A 17,113-nucleotide genomic window follows, 5' to 3' on the forward strand; every position below is an offset into this window, starting at 1 on the left:
CAGTCGCCGTGGGTGCGAGCCAACGGTGACGTTCCGGTCGTGCAAGGGGCGATGCGCCCCACGATTTCTGCGGACGTGTGTAATGTAACACAACGACCGTGCGAAGGGAAGACGTACCGATAGGCGGCACCGGATACCGTCAGGGGACTTTTGGCCCTGTCCCTTCCTGGGGTCGAATCGAGCCGCCAGACTTATTGAGAACTGTATTTCGAGGGCGGAGAGATCAGATAGTGAATGAACCCCTGAATGTCGGCCCCGTCGACGCGCCCATCGCAATTCAGGTCCAGTTTAGCGATAACAATGAGTTCCTCCTCGGTGTTGCCGGGGGGCCCGCCGGATCCGAGCAGCCGGTTGACGAACTCCTGAACGTCCTCGATGTCAAAGACGCTGTCGCCATTGAGATCGCCCGGGTGCACGTAGTCCATCCAGTTCACAAGTCCGTCGTAATTCAGATCGTGAACATCAAACCCGCGGCTGAAATCGGGAATCTGGAGCGAGTTGTTGGCGCTGTTTCCGTCCTCGTCGAATCCGAACTGCCCGTCGTGCGTGGCGATGTACTGTAGCTGCCAGGCGGCATCGCTTGGATCGGTGCATCCGTCCCCGTTGAAATCCCCGGGATGGGGATTGGGATAGACATCTGTCCAGGCATAGCGCGCCCCGGGAATTTGATTGACGTAACATGCGCCGACCAGCGCGCACGTGCGCCACTGAAGCGGGTTGAGCGCAGCCCCGACGTCAGTCGACGCCCAACCGGCCAGCAGCACAAAGCGCGGATCCTGCTGGGTCCACGGGTCGGCGAACTGGGCGCTGAATTGCAGATCAATCAACGCCTCCTGAATGGAGTTCTGATTGCCGGCGCACCCGTCCGTCGGCTCGGCGACGACGCCCGGGCCCAGGAGCGCAGCGCTGGCGGCGTTCGTCAGCGGATAGACAAGCGTCACCAGGGTGCGATCCGCCGAGACCGAATGGGTGAATCGCAACTGGACGATCGGCAGGTAGCCGCCCGGATTCGTGGCGCACTGAAACGCGAAGGCTTCAAAACTGTGGGCACGGTGGAAAAAGTCCCCGGTGAGAATCCACGACTCGCCGGCCTCGAAGATCTGCGGATTCCCGCCCGTCGCCTCGGTTTCGATCGCGATGGACTGGATGGATTCCCCGCGAAATGCGATGTGAAACTCCTCTCCGCTGCGCTCGACATATGGCGGCGAGGGAACCCACCCGTCGAAGGCGAGCCCGTTTAACGCGGCCCGTCCCGCGAAACGCGGCTCCTGGGGCACGCCGCCAAACCGGGCGACGTTTCCAAGATACCGATAGCGCGGCACGGAGGTCTCGCCGCCGGTGTTCTCATTGCCGTCCAGATCAAACTCGATCCAGCCGCAGACGGGATTCGGCCCGTAGCGGAACGGGTCGTACTCGGGGTTCACATCGTCAAACCAAAGCGGACCCGGCGGATTCATCAGCCCGACAAACTCCAGATCGATGCGAACGAAATCCCCCGCCGTGTTCCACGCGCCGGCAAAGCGATTCTGCCATGGAACGTTCGGCATGAAGCGGCCCCAGCGGATCATCGTGAGATCGGGCATCCGATGCGAAGACTCGTTCAACACACCGATGTTCCCCGGATCGGTTCGGCGAATCCTCGCGTCGACCGGGTCCTGCACAGTCTTGAACTGGGCGCGCACCGGATTGGCCGAGCAGAGACCCAACACCCATGCCGCCGACACCATCGATCGCGCGACCCCGCGCCGCAGCCCGGTCCACCCCAATCCCGGTCGGCTCCTACGCATGCTGGGACTCACTCTTTCCCGTTTCGGCGAAACGATTCAATCGATAGCGCAAGGCTTCGCGCGTAATGCCCAGGATGCGCGCCGCGCGACTAAGATTTCTACCCGTGTATTCAAACGCCGCGGTCAGGATCGCCTGCTCGATCTCTTCGAGCTTCGGTTCGCCCTTGGCAAAATCCAGCGCGATGGTACGCCCCCCCGTCATCTCGATCTGCACGTCCACCGCCATGGCACTTCCGCCCGCGAGGTTGAGGTCGCCCGGTTCGATCTGCTGGCCGTCAACCTGAAGGACCGTGCTCTCGATGAGATGGCTCAATTCGCGCACGTTGCCAGGCCAATTATACCGTTTCAGCACGGCCATTGCTTCGCGCGACAGGGTTTTGGACTTCAAGCCGAACCTCCGGCAGTGCGATGCGAGAAAATGCGCGGCGAGCGGTTCGATGTCGTCCAGCCGGTTCCGAAGCGGCTCCACGTGGATTTCAACGACCCGCAGGCGGTGGTACAGATCGCTGCGAAACTCTCCGGAATCAACGGCGGCCCGCAACGGCCGGTTGGTGGCGGCGATGACGTGGACGTTGATGGACCGGGGATCCGTGCCGCCGACGGGTCGGATTTCACGTCGCTCCAGGGCGAGGAGGAGCTTGGCTTGCACATCGGCTTCGAGGTGCCCGATCTCGTCGAGGAAGATCGTCCCCCCGTGGGCGACTTCGAACAGCCCGCGCTTGGCCTGGGCCGCGTTGGTGAATGCGCCGCGGACATGGCCGAACAGCTCGGATTCAAAAAGCGTCGCGGGCAGGGCCGTGCAGTTGACGTGAATGAAGGGGCGACCTTTACGCGGCCCATGGTAGTGAATGGCCCGCGCGACGAGATCCTTCCCGGTGCCGGTTTCACCGGTGATGAGCACGGTCGGGGGATCGGGCAGATTCAGCACGTCGGTTCGCGTCAGGCGCTGAATGGTCTCTTTCAGGTTTCGCGTTGCCTCGGATGCGCCGAGAATGCTGTCCAGCCCGCTGGCCTGCTCCTCGCGATGCCGGAGGAAGTGCAGATTGTCTCGTACCTGTTGATGCTCGGCGGACCGCGCAACGACCAGCATCAGCTCGTCCAGATCGACCGGTTTGGTCAGGTATTCCTCCGCGCCGCTCTTGATCGCGTCCACTGCGATGCGCTCGTTCCCGTGCGCGGTGACCACAATCACCGCGCACGACGGCGACTCGGCCTTGATTTTCTGTAGCACCGCCTGGCCGTCCATGTCAGGCAGGCGCAGATCCAGCAAAACGACATCCGGCGAGAAGCGCCCCAGGGCCGTCAAGGCATCGCGCCCGCTGTGTACGGCGGCCGCTTCGAAATCATGCGACGCCAGCTTCTCGCAGAAATTCTTAGCAAGGACGCGCTCGTCCTCGACGACCAATACTCGCGGCATGATCCTGCTCCTTCGATTGGCTCGCTCTCGCCGATGTGCCGGCTTCGTGAATCCGCCGGCGTGATTCGCCTCGCTCACGTCCTCGTGGTCGGCAACGTCACCTCGAATCGCGCCCCGCCCCGCGCCGAACGCGCCAGCGTGACGTCGCCCTCGTGCAGCCGGGCAATGCCCTTGACCGTGGCCAAACCGATGCCCGTGCCGTGTTCCTTCGTCGTGAAGAACAACTGAAACACGCTCGATCGAACCGCGTCGGGTACGCCGGGACCGGCATCGTCCACGGCCAGCACGGCCCGGCCGTTCGCGCCCGGACGTTGACAGGCAACGATGATCGACTCGCCGCGGGGCGAATGCTCCATCGCGTTCGACACCAGCTCCACGACCAGTTGCTCCAACTGATGCCGATCCCCCCGCACGACGATCGGATCGGCGGCCAGTTCGCGCTTCAACGTCAGCCCCAGGCGCTCCAGTTCCGGCCCCAGACCCGATACAGCCCCCGCGACGACGTCTTGAAGACATACGTCTTCAAATGACTCGCTGCCGGCGCGGGCCATCTTCAGCAGGCCGCTGACCCGGTCGCCCAATCGCGTCCCCTCGATCAGCACATCCTGCAACCGCGCCCTCGATGCATCGTCCAGCTTGCCCAGGTCCAGCGTCAACTGCGTCGAACTGCGAATCGCGGCCAGCGGATTGCGAATCCCGTGCGCCACGCTGGAACACAACTCGCCAATCGCCGCCAGCCGCTCGCGCTGCGCCGCCTCCGTCGCGCGGCGCTGCGCGGCCAGCGCGCGATCGGTCTGACGCAACCGCCAGCCGAACCATGCCATGCCCAGCGCCAGCAGCACGAGCAGCGTGACGACGTAGCGCTCCATCGTCAGACGCGCTTGCAGGCTCACTTCGTGCTCCTCTAGGATGTTGCGCTGCTCGGCTCGAACGCGCTCGGTCAGAAGACCCAGCTCGCGAACCGCGCTCATCTGCTTCTCGTCCGCTCGCGCCATCGCGCGCGAGGCCGCCGTCAACGCCTCGGCCTGCGCGCCGCTGTCCGCGCCGGCCTCGCGCATGCGCATCACGTTTTCAAACACTTCGTCCGCCCCTGCCGCCATCTCTTCCGTCAGACGCGTCAGTCGTGTCACGTTCAAGCCGTACGATCGCCCCTGGGCGATCGCCTCGTCCAACTTCAGACGAGCACGATGCAATCGACCTCGATGCGACGCCACATCCCAATCCGCGAAGACCGCGTTGGCCGGCGCGATCAGTTCCAGCACGCATTGCTCCGCGCGCTGAAACCATCGCTGCGTCTCCTCCAGCCGACCGGCCGTCTCCATCAGCCGCGTCACGCTGGAGAACGTCCGCTGGTGCATAACCAGCGACAGGGCCACAACCGCCGCCGCCAGCCCGACGGGCAGCAGAATCGACTGAAACAATTGCAATCGCCGCATGCTCGAAATCCCGATTCGGGGCCGTCAACCCCCGGACCGACAGCCGCCCTCGCCGTAATCGTGCTCATAGTCACGGCGAATTGTGTATGGACGCACAGATACCGCCCATTGTAACCGATGTGCGCCACAGAATTTCGAGCGGACAATTGCTGTAAGTCTTTGTAAAAAAACCAGTAACGCAATTATCACCGCTTTCGTGACTCCCAGACTCACGCAAGCGGTGTGCCAATCGATCACCCCGTAGTGCAAATGTTCTCAATGAGCAGCTCGGGTTGTTGCGGAACGGAAGACGCGATAGATGCGAATTGCCGCGCCCTGGGCGAGCGGCGTGTCGCCGCGCGGGGGATAGACGCAGGTGAAGAGATCGGGGCGCTCATCGAGCTTCGCGCGTAGAGCCGGGTGGTCGCGACAGACGAGCACATAGGAGGCGGCGAACTCGCTCTCGACGTCGTCGAGCGTGACGTCCTCGTGGCCGAAGCCGGCGGCACCGATCACGTCAGCCGGCAAAGAGGTCGGGGTCTGACCGCGGGTGATGGCGCGGTAGCGCGCCCAGAGGGCCGGGTACGGCCTGCTGGTGAAGACGGGGTCAAGGCCGACAGCGAAGACATTATGCTGATTGTAGTAAAAGCAGTAGGGGAAGATGTCCCAGTCGTCGGTGAGAACGAGGCTGTCGGCGGGTGAGTTTTCCTTGAGGAAGTTCATGGCGCGCCGAATCGCGCCGACGTTGGCGCCGGGCTGGGCTTCGCGCGTTGTATGAAGGAGGTTTGCATAACCGTATCGCAGCGCACCCGCTGTCAGAAGGATGGCCAGACCAAATCTTGGCGCGGGCCCGAGTCGCACAAGCGGCGCGGTGAGCGGTGTCCGCCCGCGCGTTGCGCGATCAAGCAGATAGGCGGCGTGAAGGGCGCAGAACACGGGCCAGTATTCAATGAAGCGACGCGATTTGCAAGTGAGCGCGAAGAACGCCAGGTTCGTAAGCAGCAGGATCATCTCGCTGCGCGTGATGGGCGTGCGCCGCGCGAGTCGTGCTACCGCGCAGACGACCCACGCGACGATCAGCGGCCACGCCATTTGAATAAAGAACATCGCGTTGAACGGTTTCCACTCGATGCCGGACTCGCTCGGCGCGCCCAGGCCGGTTTCGAACAATTGCGTGTACAGGAAGCGAAAGTTCGCGGGGAAATACGGGTGGATCACAAGCCCCATCAGCAGGCCGATCGAGGAGGCGAAGGGGGCAGCCAGCACGATGCGCCACGGCCGACCCGTTGCAAACTCGGCCCCCGCCGCGGCGAGCGGAACGAGCAGGAACACGACCGCGCCGCCGTAGATGTGGACGAACACAAATCCCAGCACGGCGAGCAATTTATATCGTCGTCGCAATACGAGCGGCAAGGCCGCCATCATCAGCGGCAGGCCGATCAGCGGCGCGCGGATGAACGAATGCCGCAGCCAGAAGTGCCACGGGAGGCACGCCAGCGCGAGCACCCAGAACCAGCGGTGCCGCACGTGCCATCGACGCAGGATGTGTACGAACAACGCGGCGCTCGTCCCCATCGCGAGCATCGCCGCGATCTTGCCGCCGAGGAACGCCTCGCCGGTGATGCGGTCGGACCATCGCACCAGCGGCGCGAGCAGCACATGAAATCCGTGATGGTGGCTCACGAACGCGTCGCGAAAGAGGGTCCAGTGCAGCCACGGAAACGTCTTGATGAATCCCTCGTCGGGCAGCATGCGCGCCATGGCGAGGTGGTAATACGAGTCGTTTCCCGCGACGTAGGGCGTGGCCGACTGGATGACCAGCATGGCCGCCGCGCCGAAGAGGGCTGCGGCGAGCATTTCGAGCCAGCCTGGAATGCGGCAATGGTGGATCGCGGGTTGCGTTTCGTGGACCTGCTTCACAGCCATGACGTGCATCATCGTAGTAAAGAGTCAAAGCCCGCGTCGCGTCAGGATGCGGGCGCGTTTCCCGCGCCGAGCGCCAGCCAGATCAGCGTCTTGGCATTGAAGATCATGTGCAGGCAAATGGCCAGCAGGAGCGAGCCGGTCTTGGCGCGGGCATAGCCCATCGCGACGCCAAGCAGCGCGAGCGGCGCTACGGTCTGATAGAGCGGCACATGAAAGGCGCCAAAGACCACCGCAGCCAGCACGATGCCCGCCCAGGTGCTCCCCGTGGCCTGTGCAATCAATGGCTGGAACATGCCGCGAAAAAGGCACTCCTCCACGGCGGACGCGAGGATCAGCGCGTTGAAGAAAACGATCGTTCGCAGCAACGATGACGTGCCCGGTTGCATCAACAGCGCGATCGTCGTGTGTTCCTCGAGGACGTGGTCCGGCCAGAATCGTGTGATGAGATAGACGCTTGCATAGAACAATCCGAAGCACCAGGGCCAGATACCGAGAAAGCCGATCAGACCACGGCGCAGATCGCGCGGCAGACGCCGCAGGTCGATGCCCCAGCCGATCAGGCCGTTTGCGATTCGGCGCGCCGCGATGGCGATGAAAACGATGATGGTCGCCGTCTGCCCCAACAGAGCGGCGAGCGCCTCGCGCAAGGTGGGCAGCGCGGGCACGCTCGCGGGGCGGCTTATCCCTGCGGCGGCCGACTCCTCGCCGACCATCATCAGCCCCAGTAGTGAATCCGCCAACGACGGCAGCACGAGCATCGCGATGAACGCCGCGATCACGTCGAAGGCGTCGAGCGTTCCGGCGGTGCCGATCGGCCCGGGCGGCAGCGGCAGTCGCAGCGCGTCGCGAATCCGTCGCGCCGCAACAAGCCGCGCGATCGTGCCGAAGCTGAAGAGTGAGCATCCGATGAGCAGCGCGACGTCGGCGTATTCGAGCAGTCGCGGCAGCGGCGGCATGACTGGTATGATTCCCGCGACGCAGAAGGTCAATCGTCGTCGCCCGGCGCGACGCGTTCACGAGCAGGCAACATGAGCGGCACTATATTGCAAGCCATCGTCGAGACCAAGCGGGGCGAAGTCGACGCCGCCCGCCGCGCCGAGCCGCTCGCCGCGCTGGCGGCACGCTGCGCGGCCGCGCAGCCGCCGAGAGATTTTTACTCGGCTATCACGTCCGGGCCGACGATTCGACTCATTGCGGAGATCAAGAAGGCGTCGCCGTCGGCGGGCTTGCTGCGGGCGGATTTTCGACCGGCGGACCTCGCGCATGATTACGAATCGGCCGGTGCGGCGGCGTTGAGTGTCCTGACGGATCAGACGTACTTTCAGGGGAGCCTCGCCGATCTGGCGACGGTACGCTCCGCCTGCGCGCTGCCGGCGCTGCGAAAGGACTTCACGATCGACGCTTATCAGGTGTACGAAGCCCGCGCGGCCGGAGCCGATGCGATCCTACTGATCGCGGAGATTCTGACGGTGGCGCAGATCGACGAGTTCAGCGCGCTGGCGGCGTCGCTCGGCATGGCGTCGCTGATCGAGACGCACACCGAGGAACAGGCCGCGGCCGTGTTGTCGTTCATCTCACCCGCGCGACGGACCGTGCTGGGAATCAACAATCGCGATTTGCACGCACAGCGGACGGACGTGCAGATCGCGCGGCGTATCGCCGCGACGTTGCCACCGGGCACGTTTTTTGTTGCCGAGAGCGGATTGAAATCTCGCGAAGACGTAGTGGCGATGGCGTCGGCCGGCGCGTGCGCGGTGCTGATCGGCGAGACGTTCCTCCGCGCGAGCGACCCGTCGGAAAAGGTGCGCGAGCTGATGGGGCAATAGAAGCCTGATGCTCGGGCAATCGTACGTTCGCCGTCCGAACGAGGCCACGCGCTTCTTCACTTGGGTGGCGCCAGCGCGGCTGCGATCCGCTCCGCCGCGAGGCGGCAGGCGATCTCGTTGGGATGCTGGTCAGTCGGATGGACCCAGTACGCTTCCGCGGTGCGGCCCTTCGCGGCGGCGTCAGACCGGAAGATCGGCAGCAGGTCAACGCACTCGCAGCCGGCGGTTTGGCAGGCGCCGGCGATGCGCGTGTGCAGATCGGCGAAGGGGTACTGATCATCAAGCGACCAGAAGATCGGGAAGATCGCGACGACAAATCGAAAAGCGTCCTCTTTTGATACTCGCGCCATGCCGGTCAGCACGTCGCGGCAGGTCTGCCATTTGGGCGAATCAAACCCGCGGCGCGTCGTGTCGAAGAATTCGCGTTGCAGGCGATCGGTGGCCCGGCGGCGCTCAACGATCTCCGCGATGCGCGAGACGCGCGCCAGCGGCGACCTTTCAAACCCCTTTTTGGTCGCCTCGTTCTGGCGGATGGTCTCGGCCGCATCGGTCGCGTCATTCAGACAGAAACCAAGAATCACCGCGTCGGGTTTGTAGGCCGCGAGTTTGAGCAGGTACAGCGCCGCCGCGTCCTTCGTGTCATACGCCTGGATGCCCGCGTTGATGACCTCCACGCGACGACCCGGCATGCGCGACGCCAGCAACCGCTCCAACTGCCGCGGCCACGTGTCGCCTTCCTTCACGCCCTCGCCAAAGGTGAACGAGTCGCCAAGACAAATGACGCGATAGACGTCCGCGCCCTTCTCCACCGGCGGCAGCGGGCCGCGCAGGCCGAGCGAGTTGATTTCGTACTCGATGCGGCCGGCGGATCCGAAGTATCCACGAGCGTCACCGGCGAGGTCGTACACGCTCGCAAACCGCGCGCTGGGTTGATAAAGATGCGGACCGTTTTCGATGCGTGTGAAAGGCACACCATTCGGCTCGAAACGCGGCGGGTCGTAGCCGTGCGGGCCGAGTGGAAGAAACCGCAGCGCCACGTCGGCGATGACGAAGGACGCGACGAGGCAAGCGGCTGCCATCGCAAGCTTGCGATCGAACGATTGCGGTGCACGGGCAGGCCGAGCGTGTGTGACGCACTGCGTGTTCGAGCTGCCCGAACTATCCACAGGCGAGACGTTCGTGTCGCCCTGGACGGAATCATCCTGTGTGCCACCGGTCATGACGGTTATAATATCGGTGTCGCGCCGTCGTTTCAGGAGACGCATCAATGATCAATTACATGCGAATGGGCAAGGTGCCCGCCAAGCCGCATACGACCTTCTACGAAGACGGCAAATTGCTGATGGAGCATTGCCACACGCGCGAGGGGTTCGAGGGGCCGTTTTCGATCCTTTATTACCGCACGCCGCCGACCGACGAAAACGCCGTGGAGAAGCTGGCCATCCCCGGCTTCTGCCCGTTTGAGCCCCTGGCCGAGCAGCCGCTGCATCGACGGCATATTCGCACGCAGGACCTGAAGCTCTCCGGTGATTTTCTGGACGCCCGGCGCGTGCTGCTGTTCAACAGCGACGTGCACATGAGCATGGTGAAGCCGACGGCGACCAGCGCGCGGCTGTTTTCCAACGGCGACGGCGACGAGATGTATTTTGTCTACAAAGGGACGGGGCGGTTTGAGACTCTTTTCGGTATGCTGTCGTTTCGCGAAGGGGACTACGTCCACATTCCGCGCTCGACGCCGTATCGCATTCAGTGGGACGGCGCGAACCCCGAGTTTTTCGTGTTCGAAGGCCGCGGGCACATTGACATCCCCAAGGAGTATCGCAACCGCGCCGGGCAGATCACGATGTACGCCCCGTACTCGGCGCGCGACTTCCGCGCGCCCGAATCGCTGCTCACCTACGACGCGAAGCGCCACGGGTCCGCGCCGTTCAAACTGGTCGTGAAACGCGACGACGTGTTGACGGTGCACCTGTTCAAGCATTTTCCGATCGACGTGGTCGGCTGGGATGGCGCGGTGTATCCCTTCGCGTTCAACATTCACGACTACCAGCCGAAGACCTCGACGATCCACCTCCCGCCGACGATTCACATCACCTTCGCCGGCAACGAGTTTGTCATCTGCTCGTTCGTGCCGCGCAAGGTGGACTACTTCGACCGCGACGGATTGAAAGCCATCCCCTGCCCGTACGGGCATGCCAGCGTTCACATGGACGAGATTCTGTTTTACGTCGCAGGGAACTTCACCAGCCGCCGAGGCATCGACAGCGGATCGATCAGTCTGCACCCGGCGGGGATTCCGCACGGTCCGCATCCGGGGACGTATGAAAAATCCGTCGGGCACGATCGCACGAGCGAGCTGGCGGTAATGTGCGACACGTACAAGCAGCTTAAGTTGACAAAAGTCGCCAACGAGATTGAGGACAAGGACTACCATCTGACGTGGGTCAGCAAGGAGAGCGGCGAAGCCGACGCGCCAGGGGCGCGGTAGATCGCCCGATTCATCCGCCGCCCGGGATGCGCTGCCGCTTTCAACAGTGGTCCTTTGTCAGGGAATGATGCCCAGGTCCGTCTCGATGACGTCTTCCGAGACCAGTTCCGTCGCGTCGGCCGAGCGACCGGGAGCGAGGAGCCGTTTTAGACCGGGCAGCGAGAAATAGCGACCGGGGCAGGCGGTTTTGTTGGTCACGCCGCCGTGGGTGAAGACCTTCGAGGTCGGCACACCTGTCTTGTCACATAGAAAGCTGACCAGCCTCCCCAGCGCTTCCATCTGCCTGGGCGTCGGCGGGTGCGCATCGAGATTGCCGATTAGACAAATGCCGATTCCGTGGTCGTTGTAGAAGTTGTTGGGCGTCTTGCAGTGCGCGCCGTGCTTCTGCTGCGCCCACCGCGCGCCGACGTACACCGCGCCGTCTCCATAGCCGATGCCGTTGCCGATCACGAAGTGATAGCCCAGCTCATCCCAGCCGCGGCCGTTCATGTGCCAGTTGCGCATCCCCTCCGGGGTTGATTTGTCGTTGGCCGAATGATGCACCACTACGCATTTCCAGCGATTGGAGATTCCGCCCGGCGGCATCCAGCCGAGGTTCGGCCCGCCGCGCGCGACGGGCGGCGCGATGCGCGGCGTCTCCCGCGGCGGCAACGGTCGAGACTCCGGCGGCCGCTGACCCAGATACGGATCCATCTGTGCGATGGTCGCCTTCTGCGATGAGCAGCCGCTTGATGCGGCGACCACCAGGGCCAACCCCGTCAGCGACAAAATGCCCACGCGTCGGCCGCGAACCCGGGCGGCATTCTTATACAATCGTCGCACGTTGAACCCTCTCCCGATTCATGCTTCGGCGCCCGCCGGCCCGATCGACCGCGATTTCCGCCGCGCAACAGCCTATCATCGACCGGCAGCCCGGCTCAAGTAAGAAATGGGCCGCGCGACCAATCGGCTTCGCCGATAAAACCCGCCTGAATCGACGTACGCGAGCCGGGGAGCGCCGGTTCGTTCCACGGTTCATTCCACACGCGCCTGCCATGCGGCGGTTGGGAGCGACGCCAGCTTCTCGCACATCCGCCGAAGCGCCACGCCCCGATGGCTGATCGCATTCTTTTCATCGGCCGATAGCTGGGCGACGGTTTGGCCGTATGCCGGCAGATAGAAATAAGGATCGTAGCCAAAACCACCCGCCCCCCTCGGCTCGGTCACGATCATCCCCTCGAGCGATCCGTCCGCCGTCGCCAGCACACGTTCCCCATCCGCCAGCACCAGCACACACCGGTACCGCGCCGTTCGACGGTCCGGCGGGATGGCTGAAATCCGCGAAATCAACCTGGCGTTGTTAGCCGCGTCGCGCTCCGCTCGCGGACGATCGGCGAATCGTTCGTCATAATAGGCCGACGCAACGCCCGGCGCGCCCCCCAGCGCGTCCACTTCCAGTCCGCTGTCATCCGCCAGCGCAGGCATCGCCGTCGCGCGCGAGTAATAAATCGCCTTGAGCGTCGCGTTTTCAAGAAACGTGCTGCCAGTCTCCTCCGGCTCCGGCGGCGCCGAGGCAAGCGATTCCAGGCCGACCCATTCAAGGTGCGGCCTTAGCGAGCCAACGGCCTTGCTCAACACCTCGCGCATTTCCCGAAGTTTCGAGGGATTGCCCGTTGCGATGAGAAGCTTCATTCAAACTCCGGAATGACCGAGGTCGGTTTGCGATCGCGCAGGGCCTTGGCTTTGCCCGGCTGCGGAATCTCCACGAGGAACGACCAATTCGGAATCCGCTCGCGCTTGCCGGTGGCCGGGTCGGCCGTGATCCGATGGGTGATGTGCCCGTTTTCGAGATTGTAGCGGAACTCTTCCTGCAACTGGAGATCCTTGACCGCCTTGCTGTAGGCCATTCGACCGTCCGGCTCGGTCACGAACGCATCGTCACCGAAGGAGCCCACGCATATTGACGTCTGTGGCTTTTCCGGATCGTGATAGTAATAGGCCTCGTAGCCCCGGCTTCGGAGATCCTTGACCCATTCAATCGCGGCTTCCTGATAATCGCGCAGCGTCGGCGTGGCGTAGGTCACCCCCACATGCAGGGTGTACGTCCCCCGCGCGCGTTCCAGGCTCCACTCCGGCGGACCAATCTTCTCACCCGGCTTGGCAATCGGCCTCGCCTGAAAAAAAATGTACTGCCCGTCCAGCGACAACTGTCGAATAAACTCGAGGTCGCGCTTGATGGCATCGTTCAACACAACGCGCAACTCGTCGCTCGCTTTGTCGTGCTTCAGCGCGTACTCCCCGTAGTACACTCGGCTGCCGGACGCTCCGTGCTCCACCCGCACCTGGTCCCCACGCAGGTTCGGCGCGCGACGCAACGCATTCGCCGCCGTCTCGGCCGTCTCACGATGTCGCTCGCCGAGGTATTCGTTGCACTCGATCGTCCACGTTTCGGTGTCGCCCGACCGTTCGCCGAACAACGACCGGCCCGACGGCCTGAACAGCTCGTCCCATCTTGCCTTGTCTTGCTCGCTGCACGCGCCGGCTGCGTTCATCAACACGAACAATGCTCCGCCGACCCAAGCACGCCGCCACGCCCAACCGCTCATTCTTGTCATCGCTTCGCCTTCGACAGGGCCTTCTGCTGAATCGCCAGCAGCGCTCGCACGCCGCGCTCACCCATCGACACCATCTTGTTCATCTGCAATCGGGTAAACGTTCCCGCCTCGGCCGCCCCCTGAATCTCCACAAACCGCCCGCGATTCGTCATCACGACATTGAAATCCACCTCGGCGTCCTTGTCCTCGGCGTAGCACAGATCAAGCAGCACCTCGCCGCCGACCAGCCCCACGCTCACGGCCGCCACGCGATCCGTCAACGGACTGACTTTCAGCTTGCCCGACCGGCGCAGCTTCGATACCGCATCGGCCAGCGCCACGTACGCTCCCGTGATCGCCGCCGTCCGCGTCCCGCCGTCGGCCTGCAACACGTCGCAGTCCAGCCAAATCGTCCGCTCGCCCAGCTTCTCCACGTCCACCACCGCGCGCATCGCCCGGCCGATCAGACGCTGAATCTCCTGCGTGCGGCCGTCGATCTTGCCCGAACGACTCCGCGCCTTGCGATCCGGCGTGCTGCCGGGAAGCATTTCGTATTCCGCCGTCACCCAGCCGACGCCGCGACCCTTGCGCCATTCCGGCACCGCCTCGTCCACCGACGCGGTGCACAACACCTGCGTCTCGCCAAAAGCGATCCACACCGAGCCGGCCGCCGCGCGCGTGAAGTTCCGCCGGATCTTCACCGGTCGAAGCTCGCTCGCTTTGCGCCCATCGATTCGTTTCATCTGGCGTTCCCGGATCGCGTCCTTCGCGTCAGGTCTTATCCCCCGCCCTGCGCCATTGGTCAAGACCGGCCGCCGCGAGACGCGCCGCCTGCGCCGCATCGCTCGCCTCCAGCCGCATCCGCCGCGTCATTTCGCCGGTCGCCTCGATCGACAACCACGCGCAGTCGGCCGGCAGCACGTCGCGCACCCGGTCGGCCCACTCCACCAGCACGACCGCACCGCCCTCGCACAACTCCTCGAATCCCAGCGCCGCCAGCTCGGCCCCGCTCCGCAACCGATACGCGTCTATGTGATGCACGACGCACCGGCCTCGGTACTCGTTTATTAATACAAACGTAGGACTCGTCACCGCGCGGTCGTCCGCCACGCCAAGCCCCCGCGCCAGCCCCTTCGCCAGATGCGTCTTGCCTGCACCCAGCTCCCCCACCAGCGCCAACACATCGCCGCTGCCCAGCGCGCCGCCGAGCGCCCGGCCGATCGCCAGCGTATCCGCCACGCTGCGCGACTCGAGTTCCACGCACCACGCCGCGCTCATGCCGATCCGCCCGCCTCGCGAAAGTGCCGCCAGCCACGCGGCTCGACCCGCTCCCGGCCGCCGTACATCCGCTTCAACCACACGCCCGATTCGGCGATCGCCGAACCGATCCGTCTTAGATCACATGTGATGCCTTCTTTCCGGCACGCCATCACGCGATCCGACGCATGCTCCGGCACCGCAAAGAACAACTCAAAGTCCTCACCATCATCCAACACATGAGATGTCAGCGAACGGTCGTCCCTCTTTTCCCTCAACACCTCCCGATGCAGCGCTCGAACCGCACCTTCGTCCAACTCCACCCCGCAGCCGCTCGCCGCCGCCATCCGCGCCGCGTCCACCGACAGCCCATCGCTCAAATCCATCATCGCGTGAAGGTCCGGCCCCAGCGCCGCCGACAGCACCCGCGCCTCGCGCACGCGCGGCGTGAACGTCAAATGATGCTCCCAGATCGACCCGCCCAGCCGACCGGTCACATGCAACGCATCGCCCGGCCGCATCCCGCTTCGCGTCACCGGCCCGTTCAAACCGTCCCACGGTTCCGCCAGAATCGTCACATCCACCACGAGCGGCTTGTCCCAACTGTTCGTGTCGCCCCCGATGATGCGGCAGTCAAACTCCCCCGCGATCGATTCCGCACCGGCGAACAATTCCTGCGCCTGCTCCATCGTCCAACGCGCCGGCAGCGCCACGCTCATCAGTGCCCAGCGCGGTCGCACCGCCATGGCGGCGCAGTCCGAAAGATTCACCGCCATCGCCTTGCGCCCCATCTGCCGCGGCGTGTGCACGGCGCTGTCAAAATCCACGCCGTCCATCACCAGGTCGCAGGCCACGAGCAATCCGCCCGCCCCTGCGCGCACCTGCGCCATGTCATCGCCCGGACCGAGCACCAGCCCCGACGGCGCGGACGTCGACCGCGAACGGATCCACGCGATCAACTCATCTTCGCCTTTCGCCATGCCGTTTATTGTATCCCCGCCCGCCGGACGCAGCGCTTGGCGCCTGAAACCCCTTCGAAGCCGGCCTCTCGAAAGTCGGCTACGATTCAGTATGATGCGCCGACGGGAGCCTTGCCCATGGTCAAAATGAGCGTCCTCGTTCTCGCCGCGGGCAGCGGCAAGCGATTCGGCGGCATCGAAAGCAAAATCTTTGCCCGACTCGACAATCAGCCGCTCTTCCTCCGCGCGCTTCAGCTTTTCGTCAATCGCGAGGACGTCGCCCAGACAATCCTCGTCGTCTCGCCGCGCGATCTGGACCAGATGAAATCCAAGTACGGCGCGAACCTCGGCTTCATGGGCGTCCAACTGGTCGCCGGAGGCGACGAGCGCTTTCACTCCGTCGCCAACGGTCTGGCCGCCATCAACGACGACGCCGAGTACGTCGCCGTCCACGATGCCGCGCGCGTCTGCGTCGCCGCCGAATGGATTGATGCCATCTTCGCCGCGGCACAGAAATCCGGCGCGGCCGCGCCGGTCATCCCCGTGACCTCCACGCTCAAGCGCGTCGGCCCCGATCACCTCATCGGGGAGACCGTCCCGCGCGACGGCCTGTACATGAGCCAGACGCCGCAGATTTTTCGGCGCAGCATCCTGGTGAAAGCATACGAATGGCTTAAAAATCGCCCGGCCGATCGGCCGCCCGTCACCGATGATGCACAGCTCGTCACCGAATCCGGCGGCGCCGTCACGGCCGTCGAGGGCGACGCGCGAAACATCAAGATCACGACGCGCGGCGATCTGGTGCTCGCCGGCGCGGTGCTCAAGGCCCTGCCGCAACGGCCTGTGTCCCGCCGCGGCGCGTTCGAAGAGGCACAGTGGTAGTCGCAAAAGACCCGAACAGGGAGGTTGCTTCAATGGCCCGTTTGCTTCCATTCGTCCGGAGTGTTTGTTCAACGCTCGCGCCCAGCCTCGCGCTGGCCGCCCTGATGGCGCTCGCGACGCCAATCGCCTGCAATCAGCCAGCCGGTTCCGCCGCACGACTGGACAGCGAAGACGAAGGCCACGGCCTGCACACCGTGCAGAACCAGCGGCTTGCCGACATCATGAATGAATTGAAGGCGTTGGACTTCGAGGGAATGGCCCGCCGCGCTTCATCCGGCGGAGCGGACGCACGGCTCGTCGCCGCCGCGCGGCACGCGGCCGATCTCGCGACCGATGCCCGACTCATGCCGCATTTGTTCAAATCCGAAACGTTCACCGACGAGCATCGACGCGTCTTCGATCACCTCGCCGGCCGATTGCAGATTCAATGCCTCGAGCTGCGCGACGCCGCATCGGCCAGCAACGTCCCGGCCACCCGCGCCAAGCTCGAGCAGGTCATCCGCACCTGCAACGAGTGCCACGCGTCGTTCCGCGGACCGAGCATGGCCTGGGTCCGCGACGACGACGTGCCATATTAATGTCA

Annotated in this window: 16 protein-coding genes; 4 read left to right on the forward strand and 12 right to left on the reverse strand. The window is 64.2% G+C overall.

The features are described from left to right. Nucleotides 1-191: 191 nt before the first annotated feature. The 5 genes from HRU71_08755 to HRU71_08775 form a co-directional block, all read right to left on the reverse strand. Complete coding sequence (locus tag HRU71_08755) at nt 192-1,787, reverse strand: hypothetical protein (protein QOJ03567.1); 1,596 nt, start codon at nt 1,785-1,787, stop codon at nt 192-194. Beyond that, the gene (locus HRU71_08760) at nt 1,780-3,204 is read right to left on the reverse strand and encodes a sigma-54-dependent Fis family transcriptional regulator (GenBank protein QOJ03568.1); all 1,425 of its coding nucleotides are present in this window, start codon (nt 3,202-3,204) and stop codon (nt 1,780-1,782) included. The genes HRU71_08755 and HRU71_08760 overlap by 8 nt, the downstream gene beginning before the upstream one ends. Before the next feature lie 74 nt (nt 3,205-3,278). After that, nucleotides 3,279-4,640 (reverse strand): HAMP domain-containing histidine kinase, encoded by a 1,362-nt coding sequence (locus HRU71_08765; GenBank protein ID QOJ03569.1) that lies wholly within the window; start codon nt 4,638-4,640, stop codon nt 3,279-3,281. Between the two features lie 255 nt (nt 4,641-4,895). Continuing rightward, entirely contained in the window at nt 4,896-6,545 is a 1,650-nt protein-coding gene (locus tag HRU71_08770) for a hypothetical protein (GenBank protein ID QOJ03570.1), read from the reverse strand. 41 nt (nt 6,546-6,586) lie between these two features. Then, entirely contained in the window at nt 6,587-7,501 is a 915-nt protein-coding gene (locus tag HRU71_08775; protein QOJ03571.1) for a CPBP family intramembrane metalloprotease, read from the reverse strand. Between the two features lie 72 nt (nt 7,502-7,573). Here HRU71_08775 and trpC point away from each other — a divergent pair, with 72 nt between their 5' ends. Next, nucleotides 7,574-8,371: an indole-3-glycerol phosphate synthase TrpC gene (gene trpC, locus HRU71_08780; GenBank protein QOJ03572.1), complete on the forward strand. Its 798-nt coding sequence runs from the start codon at nt 7,574-7,576 to the stop codon at nt 8,369-8,371. A gap of 56 nt (nt 8,372-8,427) precedes the next feature. Here trpC and HRU71_08785 read toward each other — a convergent pair whose 3' ends face one another. Then, nucleotides 8,428-9,591, reverse strand: coding sequence for an SGNH/GDSL hydrolase family protein (locus HRU71_08785; GenBank protein ID QOJ03573.1), 1,164 nt, complete (start codon nt 9,589-9,591; stop codon nt 8,428-8,430). Nucleotides 9,592-9,638: 47 nt separating this feature from the next. Between HRU71_08785 and HRU71_08790 the strand changes: the two genes are divergently transcribed. Next, nucleotides 9,639-10,859, forward strand: coding sequence for a homogentisate 1,2-dioxygenase (locus HRU71_08790; GenBank protein QOJ03574.1), 1,221 nt, complete (start codon nt 9,639-9,641; stop codon nt 10,857-10,859). Nucleotides 10,860-10,916: 57 nt separating this feature from the next. On the opposite strand, the gene HRU71_08795 is transcribed toward HRU71_08790, so the two are convergent. From HRU71_08795 to HRU71_08820, 6 genes are all read right to left on the reverse strand, one after another. Continuing rightward, nucleotides 10,917-11,681, reverse strand: a complete 765-nt coding sequence (locus HRU71_08795; protein QOJ03575.1) for an N-acetylmuramoyl-L-alanine amidase — start codon at nt 11,679-11,681, stop codon at nt 10,917-10,919. Between the two features lie 192 nt (nt 11,682-11,873). Further along, on the reverse strand, nt 11,874-12,530 hold the full coding sequence (gene rdgB, locus HRU71_08800) for an RdgB/HAM1 family non-canonical purine NTP pyrophosphatase (protein QOJ03576.1): 657 nt from the start codon (nt 12,528-12,530) through the stop codon (nt 11,874-11,876). Next, a complete protein-coding gene (locus HRU71_08805) occupies nt 12,527-13,396 on the reverse strand; it encodes a hypothetical protein (protein ID QOJ03577.1) in 870 nt (289 codons plus the stop codon). The genes rdgB and HRU71_08805 overlap by 4 nt, the downstream gene beginning before the upstream one ends. A 53-nt stretch (nt 13,397-13,449) precedes the next feature. Continuing rightward, nucleotides 13,450-14,175 (reverse strand): ribonuclease PH, encoded by a 726-nt coding sequence (rph, locus tag HRU71_08810; protein ID QOJ03578.1) that lies wholly within the window; start codon nt 14,173-14,175, stop codon nt 13,450-13,452. A 28-nt stretch (nt 14,176-14,203) separates the two neighbouring features. Beyond that, nucleotides 14,204-14,710, reverse strand: coding sequence for a tRNA (adenosine(37)-N6)-threonylcarbamoyltransferase complex ATPase subunit type 1 TsaE (gene tsaE, locus HRU71_08815; GenBank protein QOJ03579.1), 507 nt, complete (start codon nt 14,708-14,710; stop codon nt 14,204-14,206). Continuing rightward, complete coding sequence (locus tag HRU71_08820) at nt 14,707-15,669, reverse strand: thiamine-monophosphate kinase (protein QOJ03580.1); 963 nt, start codon at nt 15,667-15,669, stop codon at nt 14,707-14,709. The genes tsaE and HRU71_08820 overlap by 4 nt, the downstream gene beginning before the upstream one ends. Before the next feature lie 117 nt (nt 15,670-15,786). Here HRU71_08820 and ispD point away from each other — a divergent pair, with 117 nt between their 5' ends. Then, nucleotides 15,787-16,530: a 2-C-methyl-D-erythritol 4-phosphate cytidylyltransferase gene (gene ispD, locus HRU71_08825; GenBank protein QOJ03581.1), complete on the forward strand. Its 744-nt coding sequence runs from the start codon at nt 15,787-15,789 to the stop codon at nt 16,528-16,530. A 32-nt stretch (nt 16,531-16,562) separates the two neighbouring features. Then, the gene (locus HRU71_08830) at nt 16,563-17,108 is read left to right on the forward strand and encodes a cytochrome c (protein ID QOJ03582.1); all 546 of its coding nucleotides are present in this window, start codon (nt 16,563-16,565) and stop codon (nt 17,106-17,108) included. Nucleotides 17,109-17,113: the final 5 nt, after the last annotated feature.

The sequence above is a fragment of the Planctomycetia bacterium genome (assembly GCA_015200345.1).
GTDB lineage: Bacteria > Planctomycetota > Phycisphaerae > UBA1845 > UTPLA1 > PLA3.

Excerpts from the sequence above, each read along its gene's own strand:
- HRU71_08755 (QOJ03567.1), bottom strand. The coding sequence starts at position 1,787 with ATGCGTAGGAGCCGACCGGGATTGGGGTGGACCGGGCTGCGGCGCGGG.
- HRU71_08760 (QOJ03568.1), bottom strand. The coding sequence starts at position 3,204 with ATGCCGCGAGTATTGGTCGTCGAGGACGAGCGCGTCCTTGCTAAGAAT.
- HRU71_08765 (QOJ03569.1), bottom strand. The coding sequence starts at position 4,640 with ATGCGGCGATTGCAATTGTTTCAGTCGATTCTGCTGCCCGTCGGGCTG.
- HRU71_08770 (QOJ03570.1), bottom strand. The coding sequence starts at position 6,545 with ATGGCTGTGAAGCAGGTCCACGAAACGCAACCCGCGATCCACCATTGC.
- HRU71_08775 (QOJ03571.1), bottom strand. The coding sequence starts at position 7,501 with ATGCCGCCGCTGCCGCGACTGCTCGAATACGCCGACGTCGCGCTGCTC.
- trpC (QOJ03572.1), top strand. The coding sequence starts at position 7,574 with ATGAGCGGCACTATATTGCAAGCCATCGTCGAGACCAAGCGGGGCGAA.
- HRU71_08785 (QOJ03573.1), bottom strand. The coding sequence starts at position 9,591 with ATGACCGGTGGCACACAGGATGATTCCGTCCAGGGCGACACGAACGTC.
- HRU71_08790 (QOJ03574.1), top strand. The coding sequence starts at position 9,639 with ATGATCAATTACATGCGAATGGGCAAGGTGCCCGCCAAGCCGCATACG.
- rdgB (QOJ03576.1), bottom strand. The coding sequence starts at position 12,530 with ATGAAGCTTCTCATCGCAACGGGCAATCCCTCGAAACTTCGGGAAATG.
- rph (QOJ03578.1), bottom strand. The coding sequence starts at position 14,175 with ATGAAACGAATCGATGGGCGCAAAGCGAGCGAGCTTCGACCGGTGAAG.
- tsaE (QOJ03579.1), bottom strand. The coding sequence starts at position 14,710 with ATGAGCGCGGCGTGGTGCGTGGAACTCGAGTCGCGCAGCGTGGCGGAT.
- HRU71_08820 (QOJ03580.1), bottom strand. The coding sequence starts at position 15,669 with ATGGCGAAAGGCGAAGATGAGTTGATCGCGTGGATCCGTTCGCGGTCG.
- ispD (QOJ03581.1), top strand. The coding sequence starts at position 15,787 with ATGGTCAAAATGAGCGTCCTCGTTCTCGCCGCGGGCAGCGGCAAGCGA.
- HRU71_08830 (QOJ03582.1), top strand. The coding sequence starts at position 16,563 with ATGGCCCGTTTGCTTCCATTCGTCCGGAGTGTTTGTTCAACGCTCGCG.